16 protein-coding genes are annotated in these 17,203 nt (G+C 65.9%); 7 read left to right on the plus strand and 9 right to left on the minus strand.

Translation table 11 applies throughout. From position 1 onward, the window contains the following. From DDE18_RS05265 to DDE18_RS05275, 3 genes are read right to left on the minus strand one after another with little or no spacing between them, the layout of a single operon-like run. On the minus strand, window positions 1-1,305 hold the full coding sequence (locus DDE18_RS05265) for a TrbL/VirB6 family protein (protein WP_116571201.1): 1,305 nt from the start codon (window positions 1,303-1,305) through the stop codon (window positions 1-3). Between the two features lie 10 nt (window positions 1,306-1,315). Next, window positions 1,316-1,621, minus strand: coding sequence for a DUF6112 family protein (locus tag DDE18_RS05270; RefSeq protein WP_116571202.1), 306 nt, complete (start codon window positions 1,619-1,621; stop codon window positions 1,316-1,318). 33 nt (window positions 1,622-1,654) lie between these two features. After that, on the minus strand, window positions 1,655-1,939 hold the full coding sequence (locus DDE18_RS05275; protein ID WP_116571203.1) for a DUF6112 family protein: 285 nt from the start codon (window positions 1,937-1,939) through the stop codon (window positions 1,655-1,657). A gap of 225 nt (window positions 1,940-2,164) precedes the next feature. Here DDE18_RS05275 and DDE18_RS23935 point away from each other — a divergent pair, with 225 nt between their 5' ends. The 4 genes from DDE18_RS23935 to DDE18_RS23315 all read left to right on the plus strand — a co-directional run bounded on the left by DDE18_RS23935 (window position 2,165) and on the right by DDE18_RS23315 (window position 4,992). Continuing rightward, the gene (locus DDE18_RS23935) at window positions 2,165-2,299 is read left to right on the plus strand and encodes a hypothetical protein (RefSeq protein WP_281258344.1); all 135 of its coding nucleotides are present in this window, start codon (window positions 2,165-2,167) and stop codon (window positions 2,297-2,299) included. A gap of 38 nt (window positions 2,300-2,337) precedes the next feature. Further along, on the plus strand, window positions 2,338-2,931 hold the full coding sequence (locus tag DDE18_RS05280; protein WP_116571204.1) for a hypothetical protein: 594 nt from the start codon (window positions 2,338-2,340) through the stop codon (window positions 2,929-2,931). 259 nt (window positions 2,932-3,190) lie between these two features. Next, a complete protein-coding gene (locus tag DDE18_RS05285; protein ID WP_165821044.1) occupies window positions 3,191-4,168 on the plus strand; it encodes an SPFH domain-containing protein in 978 nt (325 codons plus the stop codon). 26 nt (window positions 4,169-4,194) lie between these two features. Continuing rightward, window positions 4,195-4,992 carry a superinfection immunity protein gene (locus tag DDE18_RS23315; protein ID WP_211754413.1) on the plus strand — a complete coding sequence of 266 codons (798 nt, stop codon included), beginning with the start codon at window positions 4,195-4,197 and terminating at the stop codon, window positions 4,990-4,992. Between the two features lie 64 nt (window positions 4,993-5,056). Here the strand turns inward: DDE18_RS23315 and DDE18_RS05295 are convergent, their stop codons facing one another. From DDE18_RS05295 to DDE18_RS05315, 5 genes are all read right to left on the minus strand, one after another. Beyond that, a complete protein-coding gene (locus tag DDE18_RS05295) occupies window positions 5,057-6,076 on the minus strand; it encodes a C40 family peptidase (RefSeq protein ID WP_165821045.1) in 1,020 nt (339 codons plus the stop codon). A 123-nt stretch (window positions 6,077-6,199) separates the two neighbouring features. Continuing rightward, on the minus strand, window positions 6,200-6,865 hold the full coding sequence (locus DDE18_RS05300; protein WP_211754414.1) for a hypothetical protein: 666 nt from the start codon (window positions 6,863-6,865) through the stop codon (window positions 6,200-6,202). 46 nt (window positions 6,866-6,911) lie between these two features. Then, on the minus strand, window positions 6,912-7,871 hold the full coding sequence (locus DDE18_RS05305; RefSeq protein ID WP_116571207.1) for a ParB N-terminal domain-containing protein: 960 nt from the start codon (window positions 7,869-7,871) through the stop codon (window positions 6,912-6,914). Further along, entirely contained in the window at window positions 7,864-8,616 is a 753-nt protein-coding gene (locus DDE18_RS05310) for a serine/arginine repetitive matrix protein 2 (protein WP_245916460.1), read from the minus strand. The genes DDE18_RS05305 and DDE18_RS05310 overlap by 8 nt, the downstream gene beginning before the upstream one ends. Window positions 8,617-9,013: 397 nt before the next feature. Then, window positions 9,014-9,874, minus strand: coding sequence for a bifunctional DNA primase/polymerase (locus DDE18_RS05315; protein ID WP_245916461.1), 861 nt, complete (start codon window positions 9,872-9,874; stop codon window positions 9,014-9,016). Window positions 9,875-10,230: 356 nt separating this feature from the next. On the opposite strand from DDE18_RS05315, the gene DDE18_RS05320 reads away from it, so the two are divergent. The 3 genes from DDE18_RS05320 to DDE18_RS05330 are packed head-to-tail and all read left to right on the plus strand — an operon-like array spanning window position 10,231 to window position 16,432. Beyond that, window positions 10,231-11,511: a DUF6361 family protein gene (locus DDE18_RS05320; protein ID WP_116571210.1), complete on the plus strand. Its 1,281-nt coding sequence runs from the start codon at window positions 10,231-10,233 to the stop codon at window positions 11,509-11,511. Then, window positions 11,508-13,352, plus strand: a complete 1,845-nt coding sequence (locus tag DDE18_RS05325; protein WP_116571211.1) for a phospholipase D-like domain-containing protein — start codon at window positions 11,508-11,510, stop codon at window positions 13,350-13,352. The genes DDE18_RS05320 and DDE18_RS05325 overlap by 4 nt, the downstream gene beginning before the upstream one ends. Then, window positions 13,349-16,432 carry a DEAD/DEAH box helicase gene (locus tag DDE18_RS05330; protein ID WP_116571212.1) on the plus strand — a complete coding sequence of 1,028 codons (3,084 nt, stop codon included), beginning with the start codon at window positions 13,349-13,351 and terminating at the stop codon, window positions 16,430-16,432. The genes DDE18_RS05325 and DDE18_RS05330 overlap by 4 nt, the downstream gene beginning before the upstream one ends. A gap of 5 nt (window positions 16,433-16,437) precedes the next feature. On the opposite strand, the gene DDE18_RS05335 is transcribed toward DDE18_RS05330, so the two are convergent. After that, window positions 16,438-17,127 carry a sigma-70 family RNA polymerase sigma factor gene (locus tag DDE18_RS05335; RefSeq protein WP_116571213.1) on the minus strand — a complete coding sequence of 230 codons (690 nt, stop codon included), beginning with the start codon at window positions 17,125-17,127 and terminating at the stop codon, window positions 16,438-16,440. Window positions 17,128-17,203: the final 76 nt, after the last annotated feature.

The following is a 17,203-nucleotide window of genomic DNA, read 5'->3' on the forward strand; positions in this document are numbered from 1 at the left end:
TCACTTCTTCCCAGCGGTGTCGACCAGCGTCGTGTCCGCGACCGGGGGTGGGACCTTCGAAGGAGCGGCGGACTCATGTGTCTGTGCCTGTCCGGTCGCCTGGGCGGCGACGAAGTTGCCCAGTCGAGGGCCGGCCGCTGCCGCCTCCTTTGCGACCACGACTCCGGCGGCAGTTGCGCCGCCTGCGGCTGCGACTCCTCCGGCGGATCCTCCGGCGGCAGCGGCGGATCCGGCACTTCCGCTGCTAGGTCCAGTCGATGGTCCGCCGGTGGACGGTCCCGTGGCCGCGAGCGAGGTGCCGGACGTCGTACCGCCGCCGCCGTCTGCGCCGCCCCCGCCCAGGACCTTCGCCGGCTCGCTGCCGGTGCGGCGAGAGAGCGGGATCGGCATCGGCCGGTTGAGTGATGCCTTGGCCTCCTGCTCGGCCGACATCGCGTGGTACATGTCGAAGCCCATGAAGGCGATGGCCTTGTAGGTCAGGTACGGCGCGAACCCGGCCAAAAGCATGAGTACGACGCCCGCCATCGGCTGGCTGACGGACTCCAGGTCGGCATCGATCGGCGCCGAGACCTGGGCGGTGGCGAGCAGGAAGATCACCACGAGGACGACCTTCGACAGGATCATCGCGATCACGAACGTCGCCCAGCGGCTCAGCCACGTCCGGGTGTGGTCCCAGCTGGCACCCGCGAGCGCGATCGGTGCGAAGACGATCGCGATCAGAAGCAGGGCTTTGCGGATCAGCAGGCTGATCCACACCACCATCGCTCCGATGATGGCCAGGCTGGCCAGGAAGATCGTCAGGATCGCGCCAGCTCCTGGGGCGCTCAGGTTGATGGCACCGAGTCCGGCGGCGAGTACGGCGACCTTGTCGCCCATCTCGTTCATGTTGGTGCCGGCGGCGTTGACGATGCCGATGCAGAGCTGATCAGTGATCTCGAGCGCGGTCGCGAGGAGCGCCAGTGCGACGAACGATCCGAGGATCGACTTGGCGAGTCCGAGTGCGGCTCTGGAGAGTGCGGCTGGTTCGCGGCGGATCATGCCGCCGATGACCTGGAGCATGAAGAAGCCGAGCATCACGAAGACGCCGACGCCGAACATGATGTTGTAGACCTTCGTGTACTCGCCGCTGGTCACGTCGACGTACGTCGTGGTGTCGATGACCTTCCAGACGGAGGTGAACATCCACTCGGCCGCGCCGCCCATGCCTTGAGCGAGCCAGTCGAACGGCGCGGTGATGACCGCGCCGGCCGCGTCGCCGGCGGCGTTGCAGACCTCGTGGATCACCGGTACGTCGCAGACACCCATGATCGATTCCTCAGACCTGCTGGCCGACGTTCCAGAAGAAGTTCACGAGAGTCACCGAGGCGCCACAGACGATCGCGGCACCGAGGGCGACGAGTACGCCAAGCTTGCCCCGGCCGGCCAGGTGCGGGTTCGACGAGTTGGCTCCGAGCGCCCACACGATCGCCGAGATGATCAACGCGAGTACGGCGAGGATCAGGCCGACCGTCATCGAGGCTCCGACGATCTTCTTGAGCTGGCCGATCCCCGGCAGACCGTTGGAGTTGGGATCGATCGAGATGTCGAGGGGGAGCAGGAGTGCTGTTGTGAGTAGGTCCATCGGAGGGCTCCTGAGGTCGGACGGGCGGACGCCTTACAGGTGCGGGCCGATGTCCAGCAGCCAGTTGGCCCACGTGAGCGCGGCCCCGGTGAGAGCCGCTCCGCCGATCGCGACGAAGCAGCCGAGCTTGGCCTTCTGAGCGGCGTGCCCGCTGCCCGAGTTGGAGGCAATCGCCCAGGTGGTCGCGGAGACGACGAGCATGAGGACGGCGACGATCAGTCCATAGGTCAGGAGCGCGCCGACGATGGCACGCAGCTCGTCGGCGCCGCCGGCGGCTCCAAAGTTGGGTCGGACATCGGATCGTGGCGTCACGGTCATGTCGATCAGGTGCGCATCCTCCGCAGACGGGTGGAGGACACGGATCTGTCGGTGGTCACGGGCATAGTCTCCGACGGGCCAACCCGGCCCTGGTGATGGGAGTGGCGCGAGCAGCAAAGCAACTTCGCGGGTTCGTCAGACACGGCCCGGGCGCTGGCGTTACGGTGCCATGGCATTCATACATCTGGGATAGATCTACGATTCCCGGCTCATCGAGGAGCAGTCATGGCGCGTACGCCAGGAGCAAAGAACAGGACGCCGCGCGAGCTCCGGGCGGAGGCCAAGCGGCTCACGGAGAAGGCGAACTACCTCGAGAAGCTCGCCAAGCTCAAGAAGGACGCCGAGAAGGCAAAGAAGTAGCCCCTACCTACTAACGCACAGAATCCGAGACCGCACACATGATCAGCAGAGCCCTCTTGCGCATCCCGGCTGAACACCGTAAGCCGATCGCGCAAGGGCTTCTCTGGGTGGCGGGCATCGCCGCGTTCTTCGGCGCCCTTGACTTCCCAATGTTCCTCATCAAAACCGAGGAGAAGTGCAAGGGACATCTGTGGGCCAAGGAGTGCAAGGACGTCCCGATCCCCCTGGGCGACCGTGTTCCACACCTCTTGATCGCAATCGGTCTATTCAGCATCGCCCTGATCTGCGTGTTCGCCGCTTGGCGCCTTATCTCAACGCAGGGCCACCTGAAGAAGTACCAAGCCATCCTCACCGGCGTCGAGGCCATGGACATCGGCCGGATCGCGGACATCACCCGCTCCAGCCCCTCGAGAGTCCGTACCGAGATTCAGACTCTGATCGACTCCGACGAGATCAGCGACTTCTACATCGACTACCAGCGTGATCAGGTCGTGAGCAAGAAGTACGTGCCGAAGTCATCGCACAAGACCGTGGTCACCTGTCGACTGTGCGGCGCTCACAACGAGTTGATCGTGGGCATCACTCGATCGTGCGCTGCCTGTGGAGAGCCGCTCATTCTGAAAGCGCGCTGATGCGTCGGCCCCCTCGCCTAGTCTGCGAGCGAAGCGCGCAGCCGAACAGATCGGCGCACGGCACACACGACGGACAGAAGAAGGCGGGGACGCTGTGGGACTGATCAGCGCAGCAGTTGGAGCGGTCGGCGGGACTCTCGCTGACCAGTGGAAGGACTTCTTCGTAGCTCCACCCTTCGACGAGCAGACCGTCGTCGCTCCCGGCATGCTCCAGGAGCGAAACCGTGGTCGGGGCTCAAACAGGTCCGGTTCGGCCAACGTGATCTCAGACGGATCGCGCGTCGTCGTACCCGAGAACACCGCTGTGATCATCACCGACGGCGGCGAGATCGTCAGCGTGTCGACCGAGCCGGGCTACTTCGAGTTCTACAACGACGGCCAGCCCTCGCTCTTCAGCGGGTCCGGTCTGCACCAGTCACTCATTCGAGAGTCCTGGGAGCGGTTCAAGTTCGGGGGGCAGCCTGCTCAGCAGCAGCTCATCTACTACGTGAACCTGCGTGAGATCCGAAGCCTTCGATTCGGCACGCCCGGGCTGCTCCCATACAAGGACTTCTCCCTCGTTCCTGAGGGCTCGGGCCAGGCACCTGTCCTGCGCCTCAGGGCCCGCGGCCAGTACTCCGTACGAGTCGTCGATCCCATTCGATTCGTTCGCAACTTCCTGCCCGGGAACATCCAGTTCTACTCCTTGGCTGACGAGGCAGCGAATGGGCAGCTTCGCCAGGAGTTCCTGACGGCTTTCCAAGCAGCGCTGCAGTCCCTGTCCCGGACGACCGACATCGCGTCGCTTGCCTCGCACGGCCCAGAGTTGGCCGCGGCTCTCACGAACGAGAGCGGGCCAGGTGGATCCTGGCTCGAGCGGTTCGGCCTCGAGGTGGTGGCGGCTGCGATCAGTGCCGTTGAGTACGACGCCCCCTCGCGCGAGCTCATGGACAAGTACAACAAGGGCCTGATGCTCGGCGGCGGCATCGGTAACGCCTACACGCAGACGACGGTCGCTGACTCGGCCTTGGCAATGGCCGAGAGCGGTGAAGGCGCCGCCGGGATGATCGGGCTCGGCATGGGTCTTGGTGCCGTCAGCGGCACCGTCTCCGGGCTAAACCAGCCGACAACGGGACCCACGCCGACCCAATCTGACCCGGTCGCTGTGCTCGGACAGTTGAAGGCGATGCTCGACCAGGGCCTCATCACCGAGGAGCAGTACGCCGCGAAGCAGCAAGAAGTCCTTGGCCGGATGTAGGCCGTGCGCAGAGGGGGAGGGAAGCCATGGGTTTTCTCGAGAAGCTGCTGGTCGCCGGCGGCGCAGCCTTCATTGCATCAGCCTTCCGTCAGGCCCGGGAGGCACAAGCGGAGACCATGCGCCGACGGAACTCGCCACTGAGATTCGACGATCGACTCAGCCAGAGTGACTTCACCGCGCTCGCGACCGAGATTGCGCATCGCACGCCTCGGGTCGTCGGAGCCGACGTTGCCGGCATGACCGTCGTCCTAGACATCAGGTCAATCAGCGGGCTGTCCTCCTGGCAGGCCGAAGTCGACTTCAACGACTACGGACGTCTCACAGGGAACTACTGGATCCACACAGAGAATGAACACTCGCAGATCCCGGAACACTTCGCCGACGCCCTGAGCGCCAAGGTGGTCGAGCGAACCGAGGCATACCAACCACCACGGGACGTGGGGCCAGTGGACGAGCCGAGCGAGCAAGCTTGGGACCGTGTATCAGCGGGAGCGACGCAGTCGGCGCCACCTGGCTGGTATCCCACCGCCGAGGGCCAACGGTATTGGAATGGCTCCGCCTGGGTCTACGAACCAGTTCGGAACGACTGGTCGGCCCATGCGAGGCCACTCTCCCCGCAAGCTGCGAGGCGTCCCGGCGCCAGTCCCGGGGCGGTCGTTTTCGCGTGGATCATCGCGTTCCTCACCGTCGGCTACATGCTGCCGTGGGCTGTGGCGATGTCTCGCGGGACTCGGAACCGAGCGAGTGTTGGCTGGATCAACTTCCTGCTCGGCTGGACGGTCATTGGCTGGATCGTGGCACTCGTGATGGCGACGGCCGGCTAAAGCTGCGCCTCGCGAAGAGGAGCATCCAACGACAAGGCCCGTGCGATACCCCACGACCCTTGCATCAGACCAGCGCCGGAGCGCCCGCCAGTCGCCGTACGGTCATGACCTCACCGGCAAACTCGCCGATCGTTCCGTAGCGGACGACATCGCCAGTCCGAGGCGCGTGCAGGATCCTGTCGCCGCTCACGTAGATCGCGACGTGGTGCGGACGGCCGGCGCCCGGATAGCTGAAGAAGATCAGGTCGCCGGGCTTCTTGTCGCTCCACGCGATGCCTTGGCCGGCGTGGATCTGCGAGCCGCTGTAGTGGGGGAGTCGGATGCGTCCCCCAGAGGCTTGATAGGCGGCGTAGAGCACGAGGCCGGAGCAGTCGAAACCTCCGCTGGTGGGTCCTTCAAAGTTGCCTCCGCCCCAGACATACGGCTTGCCGAGTTGTGTGGCTGCCGCAGTGACGAAGGCTCCAGGGAAGCCCGGTGGGAGGTTCGCAGGAAGTTCGCCGGCGGGCTGGGCGCAGTCCAGGTTGCTGGTGAGCGAGAGACCGCTGAGAGCGCTCAGGACCTTCTCGGCGATCGGCTGGTTGATGGCGTACCGATCCGGATACGCGGAGACCTGCACGGCCTGCGCTGCCGCTCCAGGCTCCATCGACTGCCAACCGTCGATGTCGAGGAGCCCGCGCGGAGATCTGTGGTTGGGTCCGTTTGGCCCGCCGTAAAAGGCACGGGACGACCACACAGGGTCCATGAGGTTCTCGACGGCTCCCCAACCGGCGGCGGGCCGCTGTTGGAACATGCCGACGGAGTCGTGGTCGCTGCCGTCACCGTCGTTGGGGATCTCCGCGGAATGCGGATAGGCCCCAACATTCGAGCGCACCCGCAACGACGACTCCGTCAGTGCGGTCATGATTGCGATGAGCTGACCGCGCGCCGGGACCTGTTGCTGGTTTCCGACGGCGATGATCGTCGCGGCCCGCGTGAGCTGCTGCTTGTTGAGGGTGACTGTCTCGCCGTGCGTGTTGGTGGCGGAGAGCCCCTCCGGGACAGGGCCAGCTACGCCCAGGCTCGCGGTCGTCTGGCCGTCCCACATGCAGCTGCTCGATCCTGCGGCCGGCGGGCTCACGAGCGTCGCCACGCCGAGGACCGCGGCTCCAGGCGCGAGTAGGACTGCGGCTGCGGCGCCGACGGCGAGGACCTTCATGCCCATCCGGGCTCACCTCAGCGGGTTGTCGAGCTCGGAGAGGCGTAGGACGTGGCAGCGCTCGAAGGACGGCCGGCAGGCGACGAAGATCGTGAAGGAGACCGGGTACGACGACTCGGCCACCTCGCCGTTCCAAACTCCGGTGCGGTGCCGGGTGCCCGTGATCGTCACCGCTGTCGTCCCCGGGCGCAGATGCCCGTGGGCTTGCTCGACGGCGTCGACCCAGGAGTCGGGCACGTAGGCCTGGTCGATCTCGATGGTCTGCTCGACCTTCATCGCACCGAGGTCGAGCCATTGCTCCACGGTCGGGAGGTACGTCGCGACGTCGGTCAGCAGGCCGGGTGTCTCCTCGCCGGAGGGATCGGCGTCGGCCAGGACTGCCGAGGTGTAGTCGGTCGGAAGGAACCCTGCCGTTGTGTCCCAGTTGAACAGGGAGACCGCCACGGCGCGCGCGTAGGCCACGGGGTCGGTCGTGTGCGGGAGGGTGCGGTTCTCCAGGGTGACGGCATCGTCGGTCGGATCAGCAACGGCCTCGACCCTTGGCGGTCTGGCATCGGGTGACTCTGCGGCTGTTCCGCCCGGTCCTCGCACTAGCCCGTAGATCCCGACGACCGCAGTCATCACGGCAAGTGCGCAGCCCAGGAGAAGCATGATCTGGCGGCCGGTCAGGTTGGACATCGGAGCTCCGTGCGTCGTGTTCAGGGACGTCCGATAGGTGCGCCGACTATGCCGATGTCGCGGCGTGACGTCGGGCGGCAACGAGCTGGTCGCGGAACGCGATCGTCGCTGTCACGACGCGGTCGAACCGCTCCCAATCGCTGCGTGTGAGCTGAGCAGCGAGGGCGTCGACGTCGTACAGCTCGGTCCAGCCGTCGAGCTCTGTCCAGGTGAGGTTGAATGAGCGAACGCTGCGGAAGTGGCTGCCCGGCCCGTGGCTGCGCTTGAGGTTCTTGCGGCCCTTCTCGCGCGCCTCCCGCTCTGCACGCTCGCGCGCCTCACGAGCCAGCCGCGCGAGATCCGTCTCCTCCTCCGGCTGAGGCTGTTGCGCCTGGTCGAAGGCTTCCTTGACCTGGAGGTAGAGCGGCCTCACCGGCTCGCCCTGCTCGATCCTCTTCAGCGCGTCGTTCGCCATCGCGCGGATCTCCGGTGGCGTGGCCTTTCGGGAGGCCCAGTCCATGAGCGCGCAGACCCGCTCGTGGGTGTTGTACGACGCCTTGCCGGTGATCGCCATGGCCGCTTGCGACCGGGCGTCACCGGTTTCGCCCGGGTCCGCACCGGGTGCGGGCCCGGAGCTCCCGAATTGGGTCGCCTGCATCCGCCGCTCCGCGTCCTCGGCTCGAAGCGCCTTCAGCTCTCGGTAGAGCGCTGCCTTCTCGAGCTCGTTGAGCGGCTTGTGGAGCTGGTTCTCATCCTGCTCGGCGAGCAGCAGCGAGAGCCTGTCGGAGATCCCGGACCGCACCCAGACCTTCATGGTGCGCCAGCCGAGCCGGCGCACGGCCTCCAGGCGCCGCCACCCGCACACGAGCACACCCTCGGGGGTGATGGTGATCGGCTGGAGCAGGCCGAGCCGTTCGATCGACTCCATGAGTGGCTTGAGGTCGCCGGGGTCCCTGCGGTGACGGACGCCGATGGTGATCGAGTCGAGCGCTCGGTCGAGTTCGATGTGGCCGCGGGTGTCAGGCATGGATCCGAGCCTTCGGTCGAGGAGCGGTCTCGCTGATCTCGAAGACCAGGAGGTCGTCGTCCAGGAGTTCGGCGACCGGGTGGCCGATGAGAAGTCGCAGGAGGACGCCGTGGCCGTCCGACGTACAAGCCTCGTCGGGGTTCGGATTGCCAAGCACGATCCGCAGCACCGTCGACCATGCCTCTTGCTCGATGTCGAGGAGTGCCCGCGCGGTGTGGTCGCGCCGCAGAGCCGCGTGCGCCTGGGGACGTGATCCGGACTCGACGAGGCGGGCGGAGATGTAGTCGAGCGTGTACGTGGCTGTGTCTCGCGGCCAGCCCAGCGCGGTAAAGAGGTCGATCGTCGCGTCGACCGCTTCATACGCGCCGGTCGGCGGGGTCTCGCCCGGGTTGAACGGTTCGACGGCGAGCGCGGGAAGGAAGTTGGGCAGGTCGGCTTCCGTGTCGCAGAACCGGCGTACGTCGTGGTTCCTGGAGATCTCCGGCCGCCTGGCCTGGTCGACGGAGCATAGGAGTCCGTCGGCGCGCTCCTCGGCGATGAGCGTGACCTTGACCGCCATGGTGACGACGGCCCACGGGTCGTCAGCTGTGCGGACGGCGTAGGTCCGCATGGCCTCAAAGGCTGCCGCGGCTCCGGCGGTTGGGTCGCAGCGGTGCTTGATCGCGAGCGCCTCATACTTCCGGGCGGCGTAAAGCATGAGGTCGTGGGCCTCGGCGTCGTGCTCCCACGCGTTCGGTCCGGACACCCGTAGACGGACGAGAAGCCGGCGCAGTCCAGTCGCGGTTTCGAATGAGTGCTTCACAGCGACAGTCCCTCCGTCCGGCGTGCGCCCCGGGTCGGCACGGGGGAAGGGGCACCTCGCTGGAGAGCCCGCCGCGTCGTAACGGGAGTACGCCGTGCGCGGCGGATCAACTCGGCATGGAGGTCGATGCCGCGCCCGACCATCGGGGTGACGTACGACGCGAGCTCAGTCGGGCGAATCCAGGCGATGCCCTTGGGCGCCTTTGCCGGCGCCGCGTGCGCTTCAGGCGCCGAGAGCGACGGATCACGGTGACGAGCGAGGGCGCTCCCGGCCGCTTCGGTGTTCGGCACCGGCGGCTCGGGCGGACGGTAGCTGTGACGGCGGTACTCGGCGTGGGTGTTCACAGCTGGATCGCCTCATTCCACTGAGTAGGGCCCAGGCTGCTCCCGGAGCCGAGCCGGGACGCGATGCGGAAGGCGGAGTCGATGGTCGACTCGATCTCTCGATCGGGAAGGCCGGCGTACTGGGCGGCGGGCATCAAGTAGCTGATAGCGTTCGCGCGGCTCAGGCCGTCCTCGGCCATGCGGCATGACGCCCAGAAGAGGGCTCGATTGCGACCGCCTTCGGGAGTCAGCGCGACCACTCTGGCCAGCGCCCCAGGGCGGCAACCTTTCGGAGGAAGCCCCGATGGTGGGGCTACCGGCCGCCGGGCCGGGTCCAGGAACCGACGAAGCTTGGCCGCGTCCAGCGGCTTCGCCGGCTGGGTCGTGACAGCGATGACGTCGTACGTCCTGATCGCGCCGTCGACCTCAAGCCGCGACGGGGGAGCGATGACGTAACCGCCATCGCCCCGGAAGTCGACGTGGGCGGACGGGACCTGCCAGGAGCGTTGCTCGCCGTCCGGCTCGGTGGGGTAGTAGGCGTGGATCCCGCCTGATGGGGTGCGGACCACCCAGCGCCAGCCGTCGGCGAGCCCTTCGGACCGCGCTCGCTCAAAGGCTCCAAATCCACTGCCTCCCGGGTGGACGTCGACGTCGACGACGAGGATGCCGGTGCGGGCACCGGTGGGAAGACCGATGTTTGCCTCGGGTGTCCGCTGCCACCACTCATGGACGACGCGAGCCGAGGACGTCGCGTCGTGGAAGCCGTTGGGCGTGAGCGGCTGCTTGCCGCCAGGCACGCATGGGAAGACCGGGATTCCGAGGTTGGCATAGCGGATAGCCGCGCCGGCCAGGGTCGGCTCGGAAGCGACACGCGTCATGGTGGACGTGGTCCAGCTGGGGACTGGGTTTGCCGGGTCGAACATGCCCCCGAGATTGGCCCGCCGGCGTTACCGGATTCCGGTAACAACAAGGGGGAACGCGGAGGGGAACACTGCGTTTCCGCAGGTCAGAGGCGTTCCCTAAGACACGCATGCCGCGAGGCTGAACTGCGGGCACTCACAATGCTAACGCTCGATCCAGGCGCGGTCCCGACCTCAGTCGGCGCGTGGATTACCCCGTCAGAGCTGAGGGATCCTGGTTGATTTCCTCCCGGGAACATTGGATACCTGCAAGGGTCGGGCATGCGGGAAGTTCCCGGCGCCACGACTCTTGTGGCGCCAGTGAAGGAGTCGGTATGGCGAGTCAGGTCGCGTGGCTGGCCTTCGACGCTGACCAGCAGCGGCGTACCGAGCTCATGATGCTGGCGTTGGCTGACCAGGGCACGATCGATGAACTGGGTATGGGACTCATCCGGGACCTCGTGGCACGTGTCCTGCACCCAAACCTCACCGTCCAGCACACGCGTGCGAAGTACCTGGTGTTCATCCCGCGGATCTATCGCTCGCTCAGTGAGCGCACTACTGACCGGATGATGCAGCAGGGCCGCAAGGCCGAAGGCAAACTGATCCAGGACCTGGTCGAGTACTACCGCGGCTCGGAAGGGCTGGACGATCGGGGGATCATCGGGCGACGAAGGGGCGAGGACACGAAGCAGTTGGCCAGTGCGAGCTACTGGCCGCTCCTTCGCGCCCTCGGCATTCAGACAGAGGGATCCGTGACCGAGTTCTGCCGCCGACGAGCAGAAGCGATTGCGGCGTCACACGCGAAGTCGCTCCTGCACTCCGACGAGGAGCCGGAGCAGGTCGAGTATCAGCCCAGCCTTGAACTCCCCGCTGACGAAGGAGGTGAAGTCAGTTTCGACCTCAGCCTCGATGAGGCCGAGTGGGTTCGACAACGCTTCGTGGGTGCGGAGACTCGTGCAGAGCACGAGCGCTCCCTGCTGTCATGGCTGCTTGACCCCGCGAGGGACTACTGGGTAGAAGACCTGGACCGTCCGTGGAACCACCCCGAGGTGGATCACTTCCCTGCCGAGACGGCCATCGCGATGTGGGTGGGGTACGACGTCGACCGGCTCGTACACGGGGCTCGGATCCTCTACAACTGGCTCTGCGCGCGAGGGCGGCCACTCGGCGATCGGCGCGATGAGCTCATGGACAAGTACGCCAGGGCGATGGTCGCGTGGCAGGAGTCGATGGCGGATGAGGGGGTTCCAGGGCCAGACCGCTTGGCCGAGATCGATGCCTGGACGCGCAAGAGGCTCGACGAAGTGGGCGGTTCGCGGCGGGCGCAACTCCGTTGGCAGCTGAGTGCGCAGTTCCTTCGCTCATGGTCCGTGCTTGCGGACAGCGAAGACGATTTGCTCGCCTCACCAGCAGCAGCCCGGTTGGTAGTCGAACGCGAGGCCAAGCTGAAGCCTGGGCGAGCGCGGCTGCAGGACCCGGCGCTGCTGACGGACTGGGATGGGGACTCCGGGTACTTCCGTCTGGACTTCAACTGGGGGGTGGCCCGCAGGATGCTCGCTGACGTCCATCGAGGGCTCGGTACACGGGTCGTGTCGATGGAGGACCTCGGATGACCCTCGAGCTTCGCGAGGCCGCACTCCTCGTCGATGCGTTGAAGGCGCCGCCGGGGATGGACATCACGGCCGCAGTGGGCACCACCTACACGCTGGACCTCGCCTCGCTGCTCGCGATACCCGTCGCGGCGAGCTTCACCAGCGCCATGACGCCAGACGAAGAGGAGCCTGCGAGCCTCCTCGAAACCATCCGACGTTACGCGGATGCCACGGTGCTGTTCTGCCAGGCGGGGGCGATCTCGGTCCCGCCGCGCTATCGAGCGGCCATGACCTTCGTTGAGGAAAGCGTCGTCGAGATCAGGAAGCCGAAAGGCGGCATCTTCCACCCGAAGTTCTGGGCCGTGAGGTTCGAGGGCGGCGGTCGCCAGACTCACCGGATACTCGTCATGAGCCGGAACCTCACGTTCGACCGCGCGCTCGACGTCATCGTGAGGCTTGATGAGGACCCCGAGACTGAGAACATCGTCGATGTTGCTGAACTCGTCCAACTGTTGCGCGACCTGCCCTCACAGAATGCCGCGAGGCCGGTCGCCAAGCGTCAACGGGACCTCGTAGCGTCACTGGCCGATTCGTTGGGGGTTGCGCGATTCGCCGCGCCGGCCCCGTTCGACAGCGGACGACTCCTCGTCGGAAGACCCGGGAAGGGCCGCCAGCCTTTTCATAAGTCGTGCGACCACGCACTGGGTGTATCGCCGTTTCTCACCCAGAACGCTGTGAAGCGGTTCGTCGCGACCGCCGACACATGGGTCGGCATCGTGTCCCGGCGGGAGGCACTCGATCGGGTTGCGAACGCGCTGGCCGACGTCGAGGAGGTGCTGCGCGTCAAGGACGTCGTTCTCAACGCTCAGGAATCCGCCGACGTGGTCCTGTCCGACACGGTCGTCGCGCCCGAGGTGTCCGATGCGGAGGCGGAGCCGTCGCGCGATCCAATCCAGCACGCCTCCACGCGAGGCCTCCACGCGAAGCTCTACGTGCAGGACGTCGGTAGTCGCAGCACCGTCTGGCTCGGTTCTGCGAACCTCACAACCCCCGGCTTTGGGGGCAACTTCGAGACACTCGTTCAGTTGGAAGGGCCGAAGCGACTCGTCGGCGTCGACGCCCTTCTGGATCCCGCTCGCAGGCGGCGTGACTTGTCGATGCTCGTCGAAGATCACGTGCTGCCGGAGACGCTCCCCGCGGCAGTCGAGGACGAGCAAGAGATCACCGAGTTCGAGGGCCTCGCTCTCGAACTCGCGTCGGCGCAGGTTGATGTGGCGCTCACGGCACAGAGCGGCATGTGGCAAGCGGAACTTCGCATTACGCCCTGTCCTCGACTGGAGGAGCTAACCGCCTCGGCGAGGCTCCTGTCGTTGAAGGAGGGAGACTTCGTCACTGTCGACGACGGGGCCGCTCAATGGAATGGCTTGGACCTGACTGCGATCACACCCTTCGTTGTGCTGAGGCTCCAGGGACCTTCGCGTAGCCGGATGATGCTCGTGCGCGCGAACCTGACGGGGGACCCTCCACATCGGCGCGGAGCGATTCTGGCGCGCGCCATCAGTTCGCCCGAAGACTTCCTGCGGTACCTCGCGGCGCTGCTGGGTCATCCGGACGACGCGATGCCCCCTGACGACCCCGGACATGGGCTAGGTGACAGGAGCAAGTGGCTCCGGGGCCTACGCGCAGACCGGATCCTCGAGGACCTGCTGACGACAGTGGCTAGGGCCCCGAAGCGGCTCGACACATTGCACGAGACGCTGCTGCAGCTCGACGCGCATCCAGAAACGCGTGACTACGTCTCTGACGAGTTTCGCGAGGTCTGGCGCTCCGTTCGCGCAGCACTGGCGAGGAGACGCGCATGAGCCGGCGGGGCGAGCTGCCGAAGGAAGAGCTGGCCAGGGCACTCGAAGGGCTGAAGCCGTTCCAGGCGCGCACGGTTGCCCGCGTCGTGCAACGCATGTTCGACGACCCCGAGCCTCAGAGGCGTTTCCTCGTGGCCGACGAAGTCGGCCTCGGGAAGACCAAGGTCGCCAAGTCGCTCGTCGTGGAGATGATTCAGCGGCTCTGGGATGACCCGGACACCGACCGCATCGACATCATCTACATCTGTTCGAACCACCAGATCGCGCGGCAGAACGTGCGGGACCTTGCGGTCCTCGAGGGGATGAAGGAGAACCCGGTCGATCGGATCACGATGCTGCCCGCCGCACTGAGCGATCTGAGCAGGAAGAGCGTCAATCTCGTGGCGTTCACACCCAACACATCGCTCAACTTCGGACACGCTGGGGGACGAGTTGGGGAGCGGGCAATGCTGTTCCATCTCCTGGAGCAGATCTGGCCGAACCTTATGGCGCGGCAGGGCGCAATCCGACTGTTCCAGCTCGGTGCCCCCAAAAGCTTCCGCGGCGAGCTGCGGTCCGTGCGCGAGCACGTCGTGGTCCCCGCCAAGGTGACGCAGAAGTTCGGAAAGGTCCTACGAGCTTCGAAGCTTGACAAGGAACTCCAGCACTTCACCGACGGCCGTGTCCGGTTCGAGAGCCATGAGCTGCATTCGTTCGTGGGCAGGCTGCGGCGAGCACTGGCAAGAGCATGCATCGAGTTGCTCACGCCGGATCTGATCATCCTCGACGAGTTTCAGCGCTTCACGAAGATTCTGGACGGCGAAGGACCCGACGGGGAGCTCGCACGCGAACTCTTCAACCAGAGCGGCGCAAGGATCCTGCTGCTGTCCGCCACCCCGTACAAGATGCTCAGCCAGGCGGAGGACGAGGAGAGCCACTTCAAGGGCTTCGAGCGGACCGTGGGTTTCCTGCTGGGTCCCGAGCGCTCTGCTGAGCGCGCGGTGCTTCGGCAGGGCCTGACAGAAATGCGCCGGGGGATCCTGGGGCACCGGGACCCCGAACGCCTCGCGGAGGCTCGCGACAAGGTCCAGGACCTCCTGCAGAGCGTCATGGTGAGAACGGAGCGGCTCGCGGCCAGCGGCAACCGCAGTGGCATGTTGCGCGACGAACGCGCTGCCATGTGCCGGGTGGCACCGGAAGACGTTCAGAGCTTCGTCGGCGTGGATCGCGTCGTTCGCACCCTTGCTGACGTTCCGGGGATGGTGGAGTACTGGAAGTCCGCTCCGTACCTGTTCAACTTCATGGACGAATACAAGGTGCGCAAGGAAATCAGCAAGCGGATCGATCAGGACGACGGCGAGATTCGAGCAGGTCTGAACGGGTCGCACATGCTCGACTGGCGGCGGCTTGAGCAGTTCAAGCCCGTCGAGCCCATGAACGGGCGCCTCCGCTGGCTGCTCGACGACCTGGACTCTCACTCAGCGTTCGACCTCCTCTGGCTGCCGCCGTCGCTGCCCCAGACGGAACTCGCCGGTGCGTATGCCGATGCAGCGGGGTTCACGAAGCGCTTGGTCTTCTCAGGATGGACAGTCGTACCCCGCGTCGTCGCGGCGCTCACCTCGTACGAGCGCGAGCGCCGACACCACCGCAGGGGGCAGAGCCGCGACAAGGTCAGGCAGTTCTCGGGGCGCCTTGTGGTACCGACCGACAGCGAGCGGTTCGCGCACCTCGCGCTCCTGATGCCCTGCGCCGCCTTGGCGAATTACGGCGATCCGCTTCGCGCGGCCGAGGAGCTTGGCGTCTCCCTGCCCATTCCTCCCAAACAGGTGCGAGCTCGTGCGATGCGACTCCTTAGGGATGACCTGCAGCAGTACCTGGACCGCGCCCCGAAGTCAGGCATCACGTCGAACAGGTGGTACGCCGCCGCACAACTACTCCTTGAACCCGACCTCGCCCAGCTAGAGCCCGCGGACTTTTACGGCGAGGACCGGGACTCGACAGGCCTCGACATGCACTGGCGCACCCTGATGGACATGCTTGAGACGCCAGTCGAGGCGTGGGGAAGACCGCCCGACGACCTCATCGGCGTGCTTGCCGACATCGCCGTGGGTGGCCCCGGTCCCAGCTTCCTTCGGCCCCTCGAGCGCATCGACCAACTCGGGCGCTCCACACTGGACGACCTGTCACCACAGCAAGGCGCCGCCCGCCTCGCCTGGGCGTTCCGCAGCGTCATCAACAGCTCCGAGGCCGATCAGCTCATCATGCGGGGTGCCGCGAAGGGCGCCGACTTCTGGCGCATGCTGCTGAAGCACTGCATGAGCGGTGGCCTGGGAAGCGTCCTGGACGAGTGGTTGCACCTGGTCCCTGACCAACTGCGGTTGAACAACACGAAGGAGCCGCTTCGCAAAGTTGTGGAAGCGTGCGCCAGCGTCCTTCGTCTCGAGGACAGCACGCTCGTAGCGCACACGTTCGGCGTCGAGTCCGGCGAGCAGGAGGCACACGCCCTGCGAACCAACTTCGCCATGCGTTTCGGTCAGGCCCGCGGCTCGACAGCCGAGGGCGACAATCCGACGAACGTCAGGAACGCCTTCAACTCGCCCTTCCACCCGTTCGTCCTGATCTCGACCTCTGTCGGTCAAGAGGGCCTGGACTTCCACCACTACGCGCACGCGATCGTGCACTGGAACATCCCGTCCAACCCAGTCGATCTCGAACAACGAGAGGGCCGGGTTCACCGCTACAAGAACCACGCGGTGCGGAAAAACGTGGCCGCCGACTTCCACCAGGCACCCGAACTCGTGAAGTCGAGCGATCCGTGGGCGACTCTCTTCGATCTGGCAAAGGCGAAGGAGGACGACCTCAAACCATGGTGGATCTACCCGGGCGACGCAGCCATCGAGCGGCTCGTCCCGATGCTCCCGCTGAGTCGCGAGGTCGGCCGGTTGAAGGAACTCATCGAGGCCACGAGCCTGTATCGCATGACGATGGGGCAGCCGCGCCAATCGGAGCTCATTGAGGTCCTCGCCGGGTTGTCTCCCGAGGAGCAGGAACTGATCCGTCAGGCCATCCAGATCGACCTAACACCCCGTGGGGCGGGTTAGATATGTCAGGTTTCATCGGGGAGGGCATCGTTTTCGATCTGCTCGATGACGTCTCGTAGCCGCTTGGTCGCCCTCTGAAGGCGCTTCTTGACCGCTTCCTCGCTCTCGTGGCGACGGTCCGCGATCTCCTTCACGCTGAGCCCGAGTTCATACCGGAGGCGGATCAGTTCGGGGTCTTTGGGATGCTTCTTCTCGACGAGGTCGAGCGCCTTCAGGAGCAGGAGCTTGTGATGCGTCAGCAACGATGGTGTCGCCATCTCGCCAAGGGCGACCTGCAGACGCCGGTCGACTGACTCGTCGTCGTCCAACGCCAGGTCGGGTCCGTCACCGCGCCGCCGCTGCGCCCCTCGACGGCGAAGTTCGTCGATGACCACACGGCCCGCCACGGTCTTGAGCCACGCGCCAAGCTTGTCGTCACGTGCATCGGGCGACAGCGGCTGACCGTGCTCGTCAGTTTGGTCGCCTCTGTCTACCTCGCCTTTCCCTCGGTCCCAGGCACGGGCGTACATCTCGAGGACCGTTCCCGTCAGTTCCTCGATATCCGCTGAGTTGAACATCCCCGGGTACGCGCTCGCGCGGCGCCTGACGATGCGCCTCACCATCGGCTCGACGGAGCCGGCCAATCGTTGAACGTCGGGCAGGGAGGTCAAGAACTCAGATGTCGCGCCGTCTGTCTGAGCCTCGTCGCCACCCATGATTGCAGCGTATGCGCCGGGCCACGGATAAGGGACGGCAACGAAGTTGGTGAGTGGGTGTCCCCCTGCCGCCCCG

This window comes from Nocardioides gansuensis, assembly GCF_003076135.1.
GTDB lineage: Bacteria > Actinomycetota > Actinomycetes > Propionibacteriales > Nocardioidaceae > Nocardioides > Nocardioides gansuensis.